Origin of the sequence: Sneathiella sp. (genome assembly GCF_041689005.1) — a bacterium.
Classification (GTDB): Bacteria; Pseudomonadota; Alphaproteobacteria; order Sneathiellales; family Sneathiellaceae; genus Sneathiella.
This window is the reverse complement of the sequence record NZ_JBDNHC010000078.1, coordinates 26,891-45,662: the sequence shown is the minus strand read 5'-3', so window position 1 is coordinate 45,662 and position 18,772 is coordinate 26,891. Positions and strand designations below refer to the sequence as shown.

Genomic DNA, 18,772 nt, shown 5'->3' with positions numbered 1-18,772 from the left:
TATTGAGAAATAATGGAAGAACGGGATAGAGAGCTTGATCCAGCCGTTAAAGTTTCGGATCGATCTACCGCCGTCATAGATATAGGGTCCAACTCCGTCCGGCTGGTCGTCTTTGACGGGCCGCAGCGTGTGCCCCTCCCAAAATTCAACGAAAAAGTCCTCTGCGGCCTGGGCCAGGATCTCGGCACCACCGGTCTGCTCGGCGAAAAGCCGATGGCGGAGGCACTGAACGCCCTTCGGCGCTATGCGGCTCTTGTCAACCACATGGGAATTGAGCGGGTGATGGTCGCCGCCACGGCGGCGGTACGCGAAGCCGACAACGGATCGGAATTCGTGTCGGAAATCGAGCAGGAATGCGATCTCAACGTTCAGGTTCTGAGCGGCAAGCAGGAGGCACGCTATTCCGGCCTCGGAGTCATTTCCAGCATTCCAGAGGCCGATGGCCTCGTAGGCGACCTTGGCGGCGGCAGTCTGGAACTTGTCGAGGTGGCGGCTGGGCGGATTGACCAGACGGCGACACTGCCGCTCGGCGCCCTGCGGCTCTCGCATATGAATATGGCGGAACCCAAGCTTCGCAAGCTCATCAACCAGAAATTTGAAAAGGCCGACTGGCTGCCCGATGTGGCGGGTCGGAATTTCTATGCTGTTGGCGGCGCCTGGCGCGTTCTCGCCCGCTACCATATCGTCAAAACCGGGCATCCGCTGACGATCATCCATAACTACCGTCTCACCCCGGAGGAGATCGGCACGCTGATCGACGAAATTCTCGCCATGACGCCGGAGCAGTTGCTGGCGGCGAACGGTATCCCCAAATCCCGGGTCGATATCATTCGGACCGCCGCCATCACCTTGCAGGAATTGCTGAACAAGGCGACCCCGAAGAAGATCGTGTTTTCAGGAAACGGCCTGCGCGAGGGCATGCTGTTTTCTGAGCTCAAGAAATCCGTGCGGCGGCGCGATCCGCTGCTTGAGGCCTGCCGCGACATGGCGGCAAGTGAAGGCCGCTTCGCCGAGCATGGAGAGGAAATTTACGGCTGGCTGAAGGGACTGGTTCTAGCCGCCGATGAACGGGGGCGGCGGTTAACCCTCGCCGCGGCCACGTTGAGCGATATCGCCTGGTGGGCAAATTCCGATTACCGCGCGGCGCAGGCTTTTCGGCGGATTTTCCGTGCGCCCTTCAGCGGTATCGGTCATCGCGGCCGGGCCATGGTGGCGCTCGCGGTCTATGCGCGCTACAAAGGCGATTTTTCCGGCCCCGCCACGGACGACAGTTTGCGCCTGCTCACGGAGCAGGAAGCAAAGGACGCCCTCAGTGTCGGCCTCGCCCTTCGCCTGTCTCATACATTAAGCGGCGGCACTATCGGCATTCTAAGCCGGACACAGCTTAAATTGAGCGCCAACACCGTGACCTTGCGGGTGCCGCAGTCATTGTCCGCCCTGATCGGCGTGCATGTGGTCAATCAGTTTGAAACGCTCGCCGGCAGCCTTGGAAAAACAGCGGAAATCAGCATTATCAAAGGGAAATAATCCGGATTTTCCCGTCCGCGGACGAGAGGGCGATTTCCCCGTTTTTGAGCCTCAGGGCATCGTCGCCGAAGACTTTTCGCCGCCAGCCTTTAAGCGCCAGGACATCGGCATTGTCGGCAACAGCGATTTTTTCAAGATCAGAGGTGTTGCAGATGAGTTTCTGCGCGACCTCGTTTTCCTCACAGCGCAATTTCAACAGCACTTTCAGCAGGTCCATTAACGGACCGGCACCTTTTTGCAACTGTTCTTTACGTGCCACCTTTGGGCATTCATCGGTTGGCAGCGCGACGCCTTTCTGGATTGCCTCCAGCAGGCCAGCGCCCATTTTCCCGCCCGCGAAATTCTTGCCAAGGCCGCGGACATGGGACAAGCCCTCCGCGTTCTTCGGCGGGTTCGAGGCGATCTCAAGCAGCGCCTCGTCGCGCAGCACGCGGTTGCGCGGCAAGTCCTGTTTATGTGCCTGCTCCTCGCGCCAGGCGGCGATGGCCTGAAGAATGCCGAGGAAGCGGGGGTGGTTATTGCGCGACTTGATACGTTGCCAGGCGTTTTCCGGCGGCACGAAATAGGTCTCGGCGGAGCGCAGGATTTCCATCTCGGACGTGACCCAGTCCCCACGACCGCGTGCTTTCAGCATTTGTGATAAATGCTTGTAGACATCGCGAAGATGGGTGACATCGGCCTCGGCATAGGTGAGCTGGCGATCGGAAAGTGGCCGACGCGACCAGTCGGTAAAACGTGAGGATTTATCAATTGACTTGCCGGTGATCTTTGCCGCCAGCGTATCATACCCGACCGACTCGCCGAAGCCGCAGACCATGGCCGCGACTTGCGTGTCGAAAATCGGGATTGGCACCTCGCCGTTTAGATGATGGAAAATTTCCAGATCCTGTCGTCCGGCATGAAAAACCTTCAGCACCGCCTCATTCTGCATTAGCTTAAACAGCGGGGCGAGATCGATACCGTCGGCCATCGGGTCGATGATGGCGGATTCATCGTCGGAGGCGACCTGAACCAGACACAGGATCGGCCAGAAAGTGCTTTCCCGCAGGAACTCGGTATCGATGGTGATATAGTCATGGGTTTCAAGCCTCGAAACCAGATCGTCGAGGGCTGCAGTCGTCGTGATAATTTGCATGAATTCTATGGGCCGTTTCTCAACAAAGTCCGCGTCTCGGGGCACCTAAACGCAACTTGTTACATATTTTGTTAATCAGAGCGCTAGAATAGCCGAGTTTTCCGGAGAAAGGAAGGTTGGCGCGCAGCAAAAAACCATGTAATACAGGCGCTTCAATATCCACTGGCTCCGAATGCGGGTCGAGACGAATATAAGAGAGTATCAATGCATAGCTACCGAACCCATACTTGCGCCCAGTTGCGCGACAGCGATGTTGGAAAAACCGTCCGCCTCTCCGGCTGGGTTCATCGCAAGCGGGATCACGGCAACCTGTTGTTTGTCGATTTGCGCGACCATTACGGCATCACCCAATGCGTGATAGAGCATGACGTCGCCAATTTCAGCGCCGTCGAGAGCCTGCGCGCGGAGAGCGTCATCACCATCACGGGCAAGGTTGTGGCACGGAGCGCCGAGACGACCAACCCGAATTTACCGACCGGTGCCGTTGAGATCGATATCGAGGAATTCACCCTGCAATCCGCCGCCGACGAGTTGCCAATGCCGGTCTTTGGCGATCAGGAATATCCCGAGGATATCCGTCTCCGCCATCGCTATCTTGACCTCCGCCGGGAACGGCTGCATCAGAATATTGTCCTTCGCTCCGAGATTATCGGCTCCCTCCGCGAGCAGATGCGCGGGCAGGGCTTCATGGAGTTCCAAACGCCAATCCTGACAGCCTCCTCGCCGGAAGGCGCGCGCGACTTTCTGGTGCCGAGCCGCCTGCATCCGGGCAAGTTCTACGCCCTGCCACAGGCCCCGCAGCAGTTCAAGCAGCTGATCATGATGTCGGGCTTCGACCGCTATTTCCAGATCGCGCCCTGTTTCCGCGATGAGGATGCCCGCGCCGACCGTAGTCCGGGTGAGTTTTACCAGCTTGATATCGAAATGGCATTTGTCACCCAGGACGACGTTTTCACCGCCGTCGAGCCGGTGTTGACGAAGGTCTTTCAGCAGTTCGCCGGGGATCGCAAGGTTGTGACCCCGTTCGAACGCATTCCCTTCGACGAGGCGATGTTGAAATACGGGACCGACAAACCGGACCTGCGCAATCCGATTATTCTGGTTGATACGACGGAACCCTTCACCGGCTCTGGCTTTGGCCTGTTTGCCAAGGCGATTGAGGCTGGCTCGATTGTTCGTGCCATTCCGGCGCCGGGGGCTGGTGACCGGCCGCGCAGCTTCTTCGACAAGATGAACGACTGGGCGCGCAAGGAAGGCGCGGGCGGTCTCGGCTATATTATCTTCAAGGACGGGGAGGCCAAGGGGCCGATTGCCAAGAACCTTGATGAAGCACGCATTGCCAAAATTCAGAAGCTGACCGGCGTTGGCGATGGCGATGCGGTGTTCTTTGCCTGTGACAAGCAGGCTGGAGCCGCGGAACTCGCTGGAAAGGCCCGCACGCGGATCGGCGAAGAACTGGACATCATCGAGAAGAATGTCTTCCGCTTCTGCTGGGTCATCGATTTCCCGATGTTCGAATATGACGAGAAGGAAAAGAAACTCGATTTCAGCCATAACCCGTTCTCCATGCCGCAAGGCGGCCTTGAGGCATTGGAGACCATGGACCCGCTCGACATCAAGGGCTATCAGTATGATATCGTCTGCAACGGGATCGAGCTTTCGTCCGGGGCCATCCGGAACCATCGCCCGGATATCATGATCAAGGCCTTCGAGATTGCCGGTTATGACGCCGCTGTCGTCGAGGATCGGTTTGGCGGCATGTTGAACGCCTTCCGCTTCGGCGCCCCGCCCCATGGCGGCATTGCCCCGGGGGTAGATCGCATTGTCATGCTGCTCGCGGACGAGCCGAATATCCGCGAGGTTATCCTGTTTCCCATGAACCAGCAGGCACAGGACCTGATGATGCAGGCGCCCGCCGAAGTCCCGCTCAAGAATTTGCGCGAATTGCATGTTCGAACTGTGATGCCGACGCCGAAATCTGGGGATTAGGCGACCCCGGATGGCGCACGGGCGGTATAGGAGCGCACCAGAGGCGGAATTTCATCTTTTTTTTACCAGCTTTCTGATTTGTTAATAAATCAATGGTTAATCTCTGATCGAATGATGCAGAGGTTTAAGATTTGTGACACAGGATGTAAAAGTGGAAGCGGTACGGTCGGAAAAGGAACGGTTTGTCGCCTTTTCCTTTGCCGCCGCGGATTTATTGATCGAACTGGATGGTAAAGGGAATATCTGCTTTATCTCCGGTGCGGCCAAGGGGCTCACCGGTTTTGACGCGGCGGAGCTGAAAGGCAAGTCGTTTGTCGAGGTAGTCGCGGCCCAGGACCAGGGTCTCATTCGGTACGTCCTCGATGACATGAAGGAGGGCGACCGCATTACACCGGTGGCCGCCAAAATGGGCAAAACCAAGGTGACCGCGGTTATTGGTGCCTGTAAATTGCCACGAAACCACGGTCATATCTTTCTTTCCATGAATGTGTCGGGATTGCCCGCCGCGCGCAACGTGGTCGATCATCGCGATTCCAATACCGGTCTGCTGGATCGCAAGGATTTCCTGAAACTCGCCGATGACCAGATGGCCTACGGGGCGGAGACAGGACAGCAGACGGAACTCACACTATTGCACCTTGCCGGTACGGAGGGTATGGGAGAGCGGATCGGCGAGACGGAACTTGAATCCTTTTTGCAGAATATCGGCAATACCCTGCGCCGTTTCTCGCTTGGCGGCGATTCTGCCGGACGGCTGGATGACGACAAATTTGGTATCGTCCATAGCGCTTCCGTTGATGGTGCGATTCTGGAGGAAAAAATTTCGGCAATCGCCAAAGAGGCCGATCCGAAAGGCAATATCACGATTCAGCATAATTCGGTCCCGCTTAAAAAAGACGATCTTTCGGCGGGCAATGCCACGCAGGCCCTTATGTATGTTATCAATCGCTTCGTCGATAGTGAGGATAACAGCCTTAAAATCACGTCGTTGGCGGATGGCATGAATAACCGGCTAGAAACCACCATGAACCGCATGCTGGCGCTGAAATCGGTGTTTCAGAACTACAAATTCAAGTTAGTGTACCAGCCGATTGTCCATATCGTTGACAAGGATGTGCATCATTATGAGGTGCTGTCCCGTTTTAAGGACGGCGAATCCCCCTATGAAACAGTTACATTTGCCGAGGAAACCGACATCATCCATGACCTTGATCTTGGGGTCGCCAAGAAGGTGAAGGAAAAGCTGCTTGAATTTCAGGCGCGCGGCGATGTTTTGCCGAAACTGGCCATCAATATTTCTGGCCTTTCTATTGAGTCCGACAGGTTTGTCGACAGCCTTATGGCGCTTTACAGCGATAACGAGGAGGTCCGCGAGAGTGTCAGCCTCGAGATCACCGAGACATCCTGCATCAAGGATCTTGAGCGGGCTGAAAGGATACTTCAGACCATCCGATCCAACGGCATGGAGATCAGTCTTGACGACATGGGATCGGGATCGGCGTCCTTTCAGTATATTCGCGCACTGACTGTCGACTATATCAAGATTGACGGGCTCTACATGAAGGATGTCCTGACCAACAAAAAGGATGCGGCCATCATGAAGGCGATGTCCCGGCTCTGTCATGAATTGAACATCGGCACGATCGCCGAAATGGTCGAAACCAAGGACCAGCTTCATGTCCTCACGGTTATGGGGGTGACATACGGGCAGGGATGGTATTTCGGCAAACCGCAGCCAGACATCCAGACACGTCGCAAAAACCGGGCGATATCCATGAACATGAAACGTAAGGGGTTTGCAAAAACCTGGGGATAAAAAGAGCATGTCTCCGGAAACATGCTCTTTTCTATGGGAGTATCAACAGGTTACAGTACTTGGATAAGACTCTACTGATCCCGCCGCCTATAGCTACATGAACTGAAAATACAGGCTACGTTACTCGGATACAAACTTAGGTAAGCTACTGGGTACACAACTGTTACTTTTTACGCAAAGCTACTGAAAACGCTACTCTTTTACTCTACTGGGTACGCTACTAAAACTTCCTTAATACGGCCGATTAAATTTACGCGACAAGCGACTAACTGAACTGGTTATGAGCACCCGCTCGTCGATCCGCAGGTGTCGCATTTCATGCAGGTGCCATTGCGGACGAGGGTGAAATTGCCGCATTCGCCGCAGCTATCTCCCTCATATCCCTTCATGCGCGCTTCAAGCACCCGGTTCAGCTTTTCTGATCCTGCCGCTGTTTTTCCGCCGCCGCCGGTGGGCGCGCTGGGGCTGACAGTCGCCGAAGAGGCACCACGGGTGCCGCCTGCTGCCACGGCTTGGGCCTGCCCGAGATTCATCGCCATCGCCGATAGTCCGCCCTGCAGCACTTCAAAATTATTGGAGCGGACATAGCCGGTTGAGGCGAGATTAATGACATTGTTAAGCTGGTTTTCCGAATATTCATCCTCGGTGATCTTTGCCTGGGCATCGCCAGTCCCGAGCCCGTCGGTGCGCAGGTCATCGACGACGACATGGGCCAAATCGTTGCGGCCAAGGTAGGAGATCGCCAACTCGCGGAACAGGTAGTCGAGGATCGAGGTTGACATCTTGATGGCATCATTGCCCTCGACAATGCCGGATGGCTCGAACCGGGTGAAGGTATAGGCCTCGACGAACTCCTCAAGCGGCACGCCATATTGCAGGCCGATGGAAATGGCGATAGCAAAATTGTTCATTAGGCTGCGGAAGGCGGCGCCTTCCTTGTGCATATCGATGAAAATCTCGCCGATGCCGCCATCGTCATACTCACCAGTGCGCAAATACACCTTGTGACCGCCGACGACTGCCTTCTGGGTGTAGCCTTTACGGCGGGTCGGGAGCTTCTTGCGTTCCGAGACAATGCGCTGGACGATACGTTCAGCCACGACATTGCTCGCCGCCGCCGGGGAGGTCTGGATTTCGTCGTTCATTTCGTCAAGATCATCTTCGTCAAAGGCAAGAGCACTAAGCGGCTGGCTGAGTTTCGAGCCGTCGCGATAGAGCGCATTAGCCTTGAGCCCCAGCTTCCAGGACAGCAGATAGGCTTCCTTGCAATCCTCCACCGTTGCGCTGTTGGCCATGTTAATGGTTTTCGAGATGGCGCCGGAGATAAAGGGCTGCGAGGCGGCCATCATCTTGATATGGCTTTCCACGGACAGCAGGCGCTTGCCGATACGACCGCAAGGATTGGCGCAATCAAAGACCGGCAAATGCTCATCTTTCAGGTTAGGAGCACCCTCCATCGTCATGGCACCGCAGCAATATGTGTTAGCCGCCTCGATATCCTTCTTGGAGAAGCCAAGGGCCGCCAGCATGTCAAAATTATAGTCGTTGAAGTCATCCGCCTTCAGCCCGAGGGCTTCAATACAGAACTCCTCGCCAATCGTGAACTTGTTAAAGGCGAACTTGATGTCGAAACTGGTGGCAAGACCCTCCTCGATCTTCATCAGGATCTCATCGGTGAAGCCTTTGGCGCGTAAGGTCTCATGATTGACCCCCGGGGCATCCTCTAACGTCCCGTGGCCGACCGCATAATCGATGATGCCCTTGACCTCAGCCTTGCTGTAGCCAAGATAGGTGAGGGCCTCCGGCACTGTGCGGTTGATAATCTTGAAATAGCCGCCGCCCGCCAGCTTCTTGAATTTGACGATGGCAAAATCGGGTTCAATTCCTGTGGTATCGCAATCCATAACCAGCCCGATGGTGCCGGTCGGGGCGACAACCGAGACTTGCGCATTGCGATAGCCATGCTTCTTGCCAAGATCAAGCGCCGCATCCCAGGCCGTCTTCGCGGCCTCGGCAAGGTCAGTTTCGCGGCAGTTGATGGCATCGAGCGGGACCGGCGTCACCGCCAGACCCTCATAACCGTCAGAAAGCCCGTAGGCAGCGTTACGATGATTGCGGATCACCCGCAGCATCGGGTCAGCATTTTTCTTGTACCCCGGGAAGGCGCCAAGCTCGCCCGCCATTTCGGCGCTGGTCTTGTAGGCAACACCGGTCATCACGGCCGAGATCGCCCCGCAAAGGGCACGCCCTTCGTCACTGTCATAGGACAGGCCCTGCGCCATTAGCAGGCCGCCAATATTGGCGAAACCGAGACCGAGGGTGCGGAACTTGTAGCTGAGGCGGGCAATTTCATCAGAGGGGAACTGCGCCATCAGCACGGAAATTTCCAGCGTCACCGTCCAGAGCCGCACCGCATGCTCGAACGCGGCGACATCGAAATGGCGGTCGGACCGGCGGAAAGTCATCAGGTTCAGGGAGGCGAGGTTACAGGCCGTATTGTCCAGGAACATATATTCCGAGCAGGGGTTGGAGGCGTTGATACGGCCATCTTCGGGACAGGTATGCCAATCGTTGATAGTGGTATCATATTGCAGGCCCGGATCGGCAGATTGCCAGGCGCTTTCGCCGATCTGTTCCCACAAATCGCGGGCTTTGACAGTTTTCGCAATTTTGCCATCGGTGCGCCGGATCAGGTTCCAGTCGCCGTCTTTGAGAACCGACTCGATAAAATCATCGGTGATGCGGACGGAATTATTGGAATTCTGGCCCGAAACCGTCAGGTAGGCATCTGAATCCCAGTCTGTATCATAGGTCGGAAACTCAACCTCGCGATAGCCCTGCCGTGCAAACTGGATTACACGCTGCACGTAATTTTCGGGGACCATGGCCTTGCGTGCACCGATAATAGCCTTGCGGAGCGCCGGATTCTCGGCGGGCAAAAAGGCTTCATCCCCCTCGATCTCGAAGCAGGCCTTGATGACATTGTTAAGATGGATATTGCATAGCTTCGAACCTGAGACGAGGGCGGCAACCTTTTGTTCCTCAACAGCTTTCCAGCCGATATATTCCTCGATATCCGGATGGTCGATATCCAGTGTTACCATCTTGGCGGCGCGACGCGTGGTGCCGCCTGACTTGATGGCGCCCGCGGCCCGGTCACCGATTTTGAGGAAGCTCATCAATCCCGAAGACCTGCCGCCGCCGGACAGGCTCTCACCGGCGCTGCGCAGGTTCGAGAAATTGGTGCCGGTGCCAGAGCCATATTTGAACAGTCGCGCTTCACGTACCCAGAGATCCATGATCCCGCCCTCATTGACCAGGTCGTCATCGACGGACTGAATGAAGCAGGCATGGGGCTGTGGATGCTCATAAGAGTTAACCGACTGTTTGAGCTTGCCGGTCTTGAAATCGACGTAGGAATGGCCTTGCGCCGGCCCTTCAATGCCATAGGCCCAGTGCAGACCGGTGTTAAACCATTGCGGGGAGTTCGGCGCGCCCATCTGGCAGGCCAGCATGTAGCGCATTTCATCGAAATAGGCGCGGGCATCTTCCTCGCCGTCAAAATAACCGCCTTTCCAGCCCCAGTAGGTCCAGGTCCCGGCGAGCCGGTCGAACACCTCGGTTGAGGATGTCTCGCCGATGATCCGCTCGTTTTCAGGCAGCGTTGTAAGGGCGGCTGTATCCGCTGTCTGGCGCCACAGCCATTCCGGCACGTCTTTTTCTGCAACGGGTTTCAGGCGGGCCGGGACACCGGCTTTGCGAAAATATTTCTGGGCGATGATATCACAGGCAACCTGGGACCAGCCGGCCGGCACATCGATATCCGCGAGCCTGAACACCACCGATCCATCCGGATTACGGATCTCGCTGGTTGTTTGCCGGAATTTAATCGTTGCGTAAGGGGAAGATTTCTCATCTGTAAAACGCCGTTCAATACGCATCTTGTGCCTTCCAATCGCCTTGTGTGTCATTACTGTCAATCTGTTCGGAAAAGCGACCTTTGCGACGCCGGAACGCAGGGTCAGCCCCGCTTTCCCCGCTCCCGACGCCTACTACATGTAGTAGGAAAGTCCCCCTGAACGCCCGGATGATGTCCGCCGATAATTTTGAAGTCAAGGTCTTATATGCACAAGATATAGTGCTAATTTTATGCATATCTCCATATCTGGCAGAATGTGGAGGATTTGTGACAAAGGCATAAGATAATATGGTTAATAAAAATCTGTTTTGGTTGCACAAACGCAACACTGGATATAGTGGAGAGAGGCGTGACAACGGATCCATCAGAATCAGAAGGCTTTCCATACGGCGAGCTGGAGGATCGCCTTTGGAAAAGTTAGACTGGACGAAACCCTGCCGGAATGCCATATTCCGGGCATTAATAGTGATATTCCGTGAGATGAGTGATAATGGCAACGATTGGCACACGATTGTTTACGTGGTGGCGGGGCGAACCGGTCGGAGAAGACCAGTTCGGTAACCGCTACTACCGGGAAAAAGGCAAACCAACCGGCCCTGTCGGACGCGAACGGCGTTGGGTTCTGTACAAGGGTGAGCCTGAGGCCTCGAAAGTTCCTTCCGCCTGGCATATCTGGCTTCACTATACCACCGACAAGCTGCCTGATCAGCAGGATGTTGACCGTAAAAGTTGGGAGGAAGAGCATCTTCCCAATCTGACAGGAACCGAATTTGCCTATCGTCCGGGTGGCGCTATCAACAGTGACGCCACGCGTCAAAAAGGCACCGGGGATTATCAAGCGTGGAAGCCGTAACGACACAATTCAATCCTGCGCCGACAGCGCGCGGATGGGGGAACATGAGATGAGCAGTAATATTGTGGAAACGGTCATTGGCGCTGTTGTGCTTGCCTTTGCCGCCATTTTTCTGGTTTTCGCATACCGTACGGCCGATGTGAATACGTCAAGCGGTGGCATCGTGCTAACAGCGGCCTTTGACAATGTCGATGGCCTTAGTGTGGGCGGCGACGTCCGCATGAGCGGCATCAAGGTTGGGGCCATCACGGCCCAGCGGCTCGACCCGAAAACCTTCCGCGCGATTGTCAGCATCAACCTTAATGAAGATATCCAGTTGCCCGAGGACAGTTCCGCCAAGATCACCTCCAGCAGCCTGTTGGGCGACAATTATCTCGCACTGTCTGCGGGCGGGTCTGATGACATGCTGAAAGACGGAGACAAGATTACCTACACGCAGGGCGCGGTGAATATTCAGGACCTGATCGGTCAGGCCATTTTCAGCAGCGGTAATTCGAAGAAATAAACAGGAATATTTGCCCCTTGTCCGCTTTTTCCGTCGTGCGTAAAGAGAAACTACAATTGATAGCTGTCTGGAAAGGCGTCTGGCTCGCTGGTTTTTTACTTATGGCCGTGATCGGAATATTAATGCCCTCGCCGGTAACGGCGTCGGAGGCAATCGACGGCGATATCGTGGTGCTGCGCGCCCTCGACAAGGTGACCGCGCGGACTAAAGACCTGTTCGTGCCAATCGATGAGACCGCGCGTTTCGGCAGCCTCGTGATCCGGCCGCGGAAATGTCTGAAACAGCCGCCTGAGGAAACGCCGGAAACGGCGACCTTCCTTGAAATCACTGAGGAACATGAGGGGAAGGAGCCAGTCCGCCTATTTACGGGCTGGATGTTCGCCTCAAGCCCGGCGATCAATGCCCTTGAGCACCCGGTTTATGATGTGTGGGTGATTGACTGCAAAATTTCCAAACCTCCCAAGTCCGGCGGCAAGGAATAAAAATCCCCCTGTACCGTCAAGGCCAGTTTCAGGCGGGCATGATAGTCCGCGCGGGCGATCTCCAAGGCCCCGAACCGCGCCAGATGGTCGGTGATGAACTGCGCATCCAGCAGAGTGAAGCCGCCGTGAATCAGCCGGGCAACAAGATAGACCAGCGCGACCTTGCTTGCGTCTGTGACCCGGGTGAACATGCTCTCGCCGCAAAAGACGCTGGCGAAGGAAACCCCGTAAAGCCCGCCTGCCAGCTCGCCGTCCTGCCAGCATTCAACGGAATGGGCGAACCCCCTGTCATGCAACTCGCCGTATAGATCCAGGATCGGCTGGTTGATCCAGGTGGTGTGACGGTTTTCCTGATCCGCGGCGCATTCGCGCATGACCCGCCTGAATGCGGTGTCAATGGTCACCTCAAACGGCATTTTCCGAATAGTTTTCGCCAGCCGCTTCGGCACATGGAAATCATCAAGCGGGAAAATACCGCGCAGTTCCGGATCGACCCAGAATAAATCCGGGTCGTCGCGCGCCTCCGACATGGGAAAAACGCCCCGCATATAGGCGTTGAGGATCATTTCAGCGGTAAGCCCGGTCATCTCAGCAGGAATTTATCGTTCGGCGAGGTATTTTTCCAGCCAGTGGATATTATAGGAACCGGCGCGGAATTCCGCATTATGCACTATCTCCTGATGCAGGGGCAGGGTGGTCTTGATCCCGCTGACGACAAACTCCTCAAGCGCCCGGTTCAGGCGCAGAAGGCATTCCTCGCGGCTGTTGCTATGGACGATCAGTTTGGCAATCAAACTGTCATAATAGGGCGGTATATTATAGCCGGTATAGAGCGCGGAATCGACACGCACCCCAAGTCCGCCCGGCACATGAAACTCGGTCACCGGTCCCGGGCTCGCGGCGAAGGTCACTGCATCTTCCGCCGTTACCCGGCATTCGATGGCGTGGCCGGAAAACTTGATATCCTCCTGACGGAGTGTGAGCGGGTAGCCCGCCGCCACGTTGATCTGCGCCTGCACCAGATCGATGCCGGTAACCATTTCCGTGACCGGATGTTCAACCTGAAGCCGGGTGTTCATCTCAATGAAATAGAATTCGTCATTCTCGAACAGGAACTCGATCGTGCCGACACCATCATAATTCATGTCGCGAATGGCATCGGCGACGGTTTTGCCGATACGGGTGCGAAGCTGATCGGTCATTGCAGGCGACGGTGATTCCTCGAGCACCTTCTGGTGGCGCCGTTGCAGCGAACAGTCACGCTCGCCCAGATGCACCACATTGCCCTGTCCGTCCGCGAGGATCTGAATTTCGATATGGCGCGGGGTGCTGAGGTACTCCTCCATATAGACAGCATCATTACCTACAGCGAGCTTGGATTCAGAACGGGCGGAGGAAAAGGCTTCCGATAGGTCGTCCGCCGTCGCCGCCACCTTCATGCCGCGGCCGCCACCGCCGGCAGAGGCCTTGATGATGACCGGATAGCCGATTTCCGCGGCCGACTGGGCCGCCTCGGCAAGGGTCATGACTTCGCCTGCCGATCCCGGCACACAAGGAACGCCCAGCTTGCGCATGGTCTCCTTGGCGGTGATCTTGTCGCCCATCAGGCGGATATGATCCGCCGACGGCCCGATGAACTTGATGCCATGAGCGGTGACGATATCGACAAATTTCGCATTTTCCGACAGAAAGCCGTAGCCCGGATGAATGGCATCGGCGTTGGTGATCTCGGCCGCTGCGATAATCGAGGGGATATTGAGATAGCTGTCCGTCGAACTGGGCGGCCCGATACAGACGCTTTCATCGGCAAGGCGGACATGCATGGCATCGGCATCGGCGGACGAATGAACCGCTACCGTCTTGATGCCCATTTCACGGCAGGCGCGATGAATGCGGAGCGCAATTTCGCCGCGATTCGCAATCAGGATTTTTTCAAACATTTATGTGCCTGCCGCTCATTCTACTATTACAAGGGGCTGGCCGTATTCTATCGGCTCCTGATTGGAGACGAGAACGCTCACGACCTTGCCGGCCCGTGGTGCGGCAATCGGATTCATTGTTTTCATCGCCTCAACAATCAGCAGGGTCTGACCTTCTGTTACATTGTCGCCGACATTGATGAACGGCGGGGCGGTGGGTTCGGGCGACAGGTAAACCGTTCCAACCATCGGCGACTTGACAGCGCCGGGATGGGCATGCGCCTCGGCCGCCGCCGACGCGACGGTTGCAGCTGCGGTCGGGGCTGGTGCCTCGATAACCGACTGCATCATGCCGCCGGCCATTGCATTCTGCGCCACGCCGCGCGAGACCCGAAGGCGATGCTCGCCGGTTTCAATTTCAATTTCCCCAAGCCCGGTCTCGTTCATGATCTCGGCCAGGTCCCGGATCGCCTTCTTGTCTATGCTCAATTTATTCATAATGTCTCGGTTCTCTTGTTTACTTTTCAAAAATGTCGGCAAGGGCGTCAATGGCCAGCACATATCCTTTTGCGCCAAATCCACATATAACACCTGCCGCGGCAGGAGAGATATAGCTATGATGGCGGAACGGTTCCCGCGCAAACACGTTTGATAAATGCACCTCGATCGTCGGTAGCCCGCTCGCCTTGATGGCGTCCATCAGTGCAATGGAGGTATGGGTATAGGCGGCCGCATTGAGAATGATCCCGTCATGGCTCCCGGCGGCGTTCTGGATGGCGTCCACCAGGTCGCCTTCCTGGTTGCTCTGGGAAAATGCAATCTCGATGCCGAGTTTGTTACCGTGGCCAGCGCAAAGCGCTTCGATATCGGCAAGGGTCACGGCGCCATAAATCTCCGGCTCACGTGTCCCCAGAAGGTTCAGGTTCGGACCATTAATAACAATGACAGACTTACCCATACTCAATCCCGCTTTTTCCGGGCCACCGGCCCAAACTGCGTTTCTTATACTGAAGTTTGCCGGGAGTTTAAAGCAGTACTGGCATTAAGTCGATTAAACTATGCAGTGCCCGGTAAATCCCGCGTGAACCGGACTCGTCATCCCGCCGCATCGGCGCTAGATTAAGATGAGCATCTCGTCCCTAAGCCATATTCGTCGTTTACCTTTGAAATCCGGAGGCCATGTTAAAGTCCGTTCGTAATATTCTGATCCTGATCCTTTGCGTCCTGACACCTTTCGTTGTGCCGCAAATGCTCTCCTACGCTGCCGGACCCGGCACGGGCGCGGCCGACTGGTCCTCCGCGCGGCGGGATACGGCAAAATTATCGCCAGCTCCCGAAGACTATCCCGGTGCGGTCATTCAGGTGTTCGGCGCCCGGACCTGGAGTTGGCGCGGCAATTTTGCCATTCATACCTGGATTTCGATGAAGAAATCCGGGGCCTATGACTATCACCGGTACGAGGTCATTGGCTGGCGGGCGTACCGGGGCGGGGAAGCGCTTACTCATCGCCGCGGATCGCCGGATAATTACTGGTTTGGAAACCTCCCCGAGCTGCTGGCGGAGGTGAAAGGCGAAGCTGCGGAGCACCTAATCACCAAAATCGAAGGCGTCATCGAGGCCTATCCGCATAAATATGACTATCGCCTGTGGCCCGGCCCCAACTCCAACAGTTTCATCGCCCATATCGGTCGCGAGGTGCCGGAGCTGGCCCTCGATCTGCCGCCGACAGCGATCGGCAAGGATTATATCGGCAGCGGTATCGTCACCGCCCACGCAGTTAGCGGACGAGGGTTCCAGCTCTCCCTCGGCGGTTACGGCGGCTTCACACTCAGCCCGGTCGAGGGGGCAGAGCTGCATTTGCTCGGGCTAACCATCGGCTTTGATTTTGATGACGTGGCGCTGAAGTTGCCGGGTTTCGGCCGGATACCGATCTTCTGAAACCGGGAATGTGAAGGCGGCGAAAGTAAAGCGGTTGTACAAAAATATGCCTTTTTCCACTCGCTTGACTTTCGCTGGATCCGGGCCCATTTTAATCAGATAAGTTACAGATGTAACCAATTTTCGGGAGAGTGGAAATGGCTGATATATGGGAAAACCCGATGGCAACCGACGGCTTTGAATTTGTCGAATATGCCGCTCCCGATCCGGAGGCTCTCGGTAAGCTTTTCATTTCCATGGGGTTTCGCCCCGTCGCCCGCCACCGCGCCAAGGACGTGACACTGTACCGGCAGGGCGATGTCAATTTTATCGTCAATGCCGAGCCGGACAGCTTCGCCCAGTCTTTTGCGCGCATTCATGGCCCTTGCGCCTGCGCCATGGCCTTTCGGGTCAAGGACGCCGCCGCCGCTATTCGTCTGGCCGAGAAGAATGGCGCCTGGGTAGTACCATCCCAGGCCGGGCCAATGGAACTGAACATTCCGGCCATCAAGGGCATCGGTGATTCGCTGATTTACTTCGTCGACCGCTACGGCGAAAAGGGATCGATCTATGACGTTGATTTTCAGCCGATCGAGGGGGAAGAGCGCGACCCTGTGGGCACCGGCCTCACCTATATTGATCATCTGACCCATAACGTCCATCGCGGCCGCATGGGCGAATGGGCCGATTTTTACGAGCGCCTGTTCAACTTCCGGGAAATTCGCTATTTCGACATCGAAGGCAAGCTGACCGGCCTGAAAAGTAAGGCAATGACCAGCCCCTGCGGCAAAATCCGAATCCCCATCAATGAAAGCTCTGACGACAAGTCGCAGATCCAGGAATATCTCAATGCCTATCACGGTGAAGGCATTCAGCATATCGCCCTTGGAACCAGTGATATTTATACGACGGTCGCGGCCATGCGCGCGGTCGGCACACTCTTTCAGGAAACGCCCGATACCTATTATGAAGCGGTCGATGCGCGGGTCAGGGACCATGGGGAGGATGTTGCCCGGCTAAAGGATCTGCAAATCCTTGTCGACGGCGCCCCGACCGAGGGGCAGGGCCTGCTGCTTCAGATTTTCACGCAGAACGTCATCGGCCCAATCTTCTTCGAGATTATCCAGCGTAAGGGCAATGAAGGCTTTGGCGAGGGTAATTTCCAGGCCCTGTTTGAATCGATCGAGCAGGACCAGATACGCCGCGGCGTCCTCTAAACCGGCATCGCCTCCCCATAGTCGGTGATCTAGACTCAGGATTTACTGTCGTTGTCGGCGTTGCTGTCAGCGGCGGCGGCACTTTCCCGGGCCGAGGCAATCAGCTGCTTCATCTGCTCGATGGAAAGGACACCGGGCACAAAATGTTCGCCGATAATAAAGGCGGGGGTGCCATTGATGCCGAGTTGCTTGGCAAGGGCATAATTATCCTCGACAATCTTTCGCACGCTGTCTTTCTGCATGTCTTCCTGTAATTTATCGATATCCAGGCCGACGTCGCTGGCAATGCCGAGAATGACCTCTTTCGAGAAACTCCCGCGCGCCGCCATCAGGGCATCATGAAATTCGATATATTTTCCCTGCTCAATAGAGGCAATGGCCGCCTGTGTCGCAAGGATGGATTGCTCTCCCAGAATAGGGAACTCTTTCAATACCAGGCGGATATTGCCATCGTCGGCGACGGTTTTCATTACATCGGGATAGCTCTTCTTGCAATAGCCGCAGCGGTAATCAAAGAACTCGACAATAGTGATATCGCCGTCAGGGTTGCCAGCGACGTAGCTTGCCGGGTCGTGCTTCAGCGCCTTGGCGTGCACGGTGAGTAGGGACTTCTGATCCGCCGCAGCTGCCATTTTCTCCTGCGCGCTAAGTTCATTGATCACCTCGCGCAGGACTTGCGGGTTAGACATCAGATAGGCCCGCACCCGGCTGCCGAATTCATCATCGCCGATTTGCTGCTTTGCAGTGACGACCTGATAGCCGCCAAAGAGCAGGAGGCCAACAAGGACACAAAGCGAGATAATGCTCAAACGGCTGAGTTTTCGGGATTCGGACATACATTAAGGCTTTCGTTGAAATTTCAGTCAGTGATTATGGCCAAAGACGGTGCAGAATCCAAGGAACAATCGTGTGAACTTGCGCTTAACTCCCCTTTTCTGGTGGGCAATAATGGTGATTGCCGGATTTACGGAAGCCACCTATACTGGCGTACCTAGCGCTCAACTGCTAAAAATACCGGGCAAGTATTTCAGTTTTACAAATAGAGTTGGTAAAAGGGGGAGTAGATGTTTAAGGAATTCAAAGAATTTGCAATGCGCGGCAATGTTGTCGACATGGCGGTCGGTATCATCATCGGCGCGGCATTCGGGACCATCGTCAAATCACTTGTCTCAGATATCATCATGCCGCCCATCGGTATGCTATTAGGTGGCGTCGATTTTTCGGACTTTTTCCTGACCCTGTCCGCCGGCAGTTATGAGACGCTGGAGGCGGCCAAGGCGGCAGGCGCCGTGACACTGAACTATGGTGTCTTTATCAACACGGTGTTCAGCTTTATCATCGTTGCCTTTGCAGTCTTCCTGCTGATCAAGCAGATCAACCGGCTCAGCCAGAAAAAGGAGGAGGAAGTTGTTCCGGCGGAACCCGTTCCGCTGCCTTACAACGAAGTTCTGCTTGAGGAAATCCGGGACTTGCTGAAGACCAAATAACATAAA

At 55.7% G+C, this 18,772-nt stretch carries 16 protein-coding genes; 9 read left to right on the top strand and 7 right to left on the bottom strand.

Annotated features, from left to right (window positions below):
* Positions 1-12: 12 nt before the first annotated feature.
* A complete protein-coding gene (locus tag ACESNI_RS09890) occupies positions 13-1,527 on the top strand; it encodes a hypothetical protein (RefSeq protein ID WP_373086430.1) in 1,515 nt (504 codons plus the stop codon).
* On the opposite strand, the gene rnd is transcribed toward ACESNI_RS09890, so the two are convergent.
* Positions 1,514-2,662 (bottom strand): ribonuclease D, encoded by a 1,149-nt coding sequence (gene rnd, locus ACESNI_RS09885; RefSeq protein WP_373086429.1) that lies wholly within the window; start codon positions 2,660-2,662, stop codon positions 1,514-1,516. The genes ACESNI_RS09890 and rnd overlap by 14 nt on opposite strands.
* A gap of 204 nt (positions 2,663-2,866) precedes the next feature.
* On the opposite strand from rnd, the gene aspS reads away from it, so the two are divergent.
* Positions 2,867-4,651, top strand: a complete 1,785-nt coding sequence (aspS, locus tag ACESNI_RS09880; protein ID WP_373086428.1) for an aspartate--tRNA ligase — start codon at positions 2,867-2,869, stop codon at positions 4,649-4,651.
* Between the two features lie 133 nt (positions 4,652-4,784).
* Positions 4,785-6,467, top strand: a complete 1,683-nt coding sequence (locus ACESNI_RS09875; RefSeq protein WP_373086427.1) for an EAL domain-containing protein — start codon at positions 4,785-4,787, stop codon at positions 6,465-6,467.
* A 278-nt stretch (positions 6,468-6,745) separates the two neighbouring features.
* Here the strand turns inward: ACESNI_RS09875 and ACESNI_RS09870 are convergent, their stop codons facing one another.
* Positions 6,746-10,408, bottom strand: coding sequence for a vitamin B12-dependent ribonucleotide reductase (locus tag ACESNI_RS09870; RefSeq protein WP_373086426.1), 3,663 nt, complete (start codon positions 10,406-10,408; stop codon positions 6,746-6,748).
* A gap of 468 nt (positions 10,409-10,876) precedes the next feature.
* Between ACESNI_RS09870 and ACESNI_RS09865 the strand changes: the two genes are divergently transcribed.
* From ACESNI_RS09865 to ACESNI_RS09855, 3 genes are read left to right on the top strand one after another with little or no spacing between them, the layout of a single operon-like run.
* Positions 10,877-11,239, top strand: a complete 363-nt coding sequence (locus ACESNI_RS09865) for an NADH:ubiquinone oxidoreductase subunit NDUFA12 (protein ID WP_373086425.1) — start codon at positions 10,877-10,879, stop codon at positions 11,237-11,239.
* Positions 11,240-11,288: 49 nt separating this feature from the next.
* A complete protein-coding gene (mlaD, locus tag ACESNI_RS09860) occupies positions 11,289-11,744 on the top strand; it encodes an outer membrane lipid asymmetry maintenance protein MlaD (protein WP_373086424.1) in 456 nt (151 codons plus the stop codon).
* Between the two features lie 17 nt (positions 11,745-11,761).
* On the top strand, positions 11,762-12,226 hold the full coding sequence (locus ACESNI_RS09855) for a DUF2155 domain-containing protein (protein ID WP_373086423.1): 465 nt from the start codon (positions 11,762-11,764) through the stop codon (positions 12,224-12,226).
* Here the strand turns inward: ACESNI_RS09855 and aat are convergent.
* The 4 genes from aat to aroQ are packed head-to-tail and all read right to left on the bottom strand — an operon-like array spanning position 12,163 to position 15,103.
* Positions 12,163-12,813, bottom strand: coding sequence for a leucyl/phenylalanyl-tRNA--protein transferase (aat, locus tag ACESNI_RS09850; RefSeq protein WP_373086422.1), 651 nt, complete (start codon positions 12,811-12,813; stop codon positions 12,163-12,165). The genes ACESNI_RS09855 and aat overlap by 64 nt on opposite strands.
* Before the next feature lie 12 nt (positions 12,814-12,825).
* Positions 12,826-14,166 carry an acetyl-CoA carboxylase biotin carboxylase subunit gene (accC, locus tag ACESNI_RS09845; protein ID WP_373086421.1) on the bottom strand — a complete coding sequence of 447 codons (1,341 nt, stop codon included), beginning with the start codon at positions 14,164-14,166 and terminating at the stop codon, positions 12,826-12,828.
* Between the two features lie 15 nt (positions 14,167-14,181).
* Positions 14,182-14,643: an acetyl-CoA carboxylase biotin carboxyl carrier protein gene (gene accB / locus ACESNI_RS09840; RefSeq protein ID WP_373086419.1), complete on the bottom strand. Its 462-nt coding sequence runs from the start codon at positions 14,641-14,643 to the stop codon at positions 14,182-14,184.
* Positions 14,644-14,662: 19 nt separating this feature from the next.
* Positions 14,663-15,103 (bottom strand): type II 3-dehydroquinate dehydratase, encoded by a 441-nt coding sequence (gene aroQ / locus ACESNI_RS09835; protein ID WP_373086418.1) that lies wholly within the window; start codon positions 15,101-15,103, stop codon positions 14,663-14,665.
* 221 nt (positions 15,104-15,324) lie between these two features.
* On the opposite strand from aroQ, the gene ACESNI_RS09830 reads away from it, so the two are divergent.
* Positions 15,325-16,083 carry a DUF3750 domain-containing protein gene (locus ACESNI_RS09830; RefSeq protein WP_373086417.1) on the top strand — a complete coding sequence of 253 codons (759 nt, stop codon included), beginning with the start codon at positions 15,325-15,327 and terminating at the stop codon, positions 16,081-16,083.
* 137 nt (positions 16,084-16,220) lie between these two features.
* Entirely contained in the window at positions 16,221-17,279 is a 1,059-nt protein-coding gene (gene hppD, locus ACESNI_RS09825) for a 4-hydroxyphenylpyruvate dioxygenase (RefSeq protein WP_373086416.1), read from the top strand.
* Positions 17,280-17,314: 35 nt separating this feature from the next.
* On the opposite strand, the gene ACESNI_RS09820 is transcribed toward hppD, so the two are convergent.
* The gene (locus ACESNI_RS09820; protein WP_373086415.1) at positions 17,315-18,115 is read right to left on the bottom strand and encodes a DsbA family protein; all 801 of its coding nucleotides are present in this window, start codon (positions 18,113-18,115) and stop codon (positions 17,315-17,317) included.
* Between the two features lie 228 nt (positions 18,116-18,343).
* Between ACESNI_RS09820 and mscL the strand changes: the two genes are divergently transcribed.
* On the top strand, positions 18,344-18,766 hold the full coding sequence (gene mscL / locus ACESNI_RS09815; RefSeq protein WP_373086414.1) for a large-conductance mechanosensitive channel protein MscL: 423 nt from the start codon (positions 18,344-18,346) through the stop codon (positions 18,764-18,766).
* The last annotated feature ends 6 nt before the right edge of the window (positions 18,767-18,772 follow it).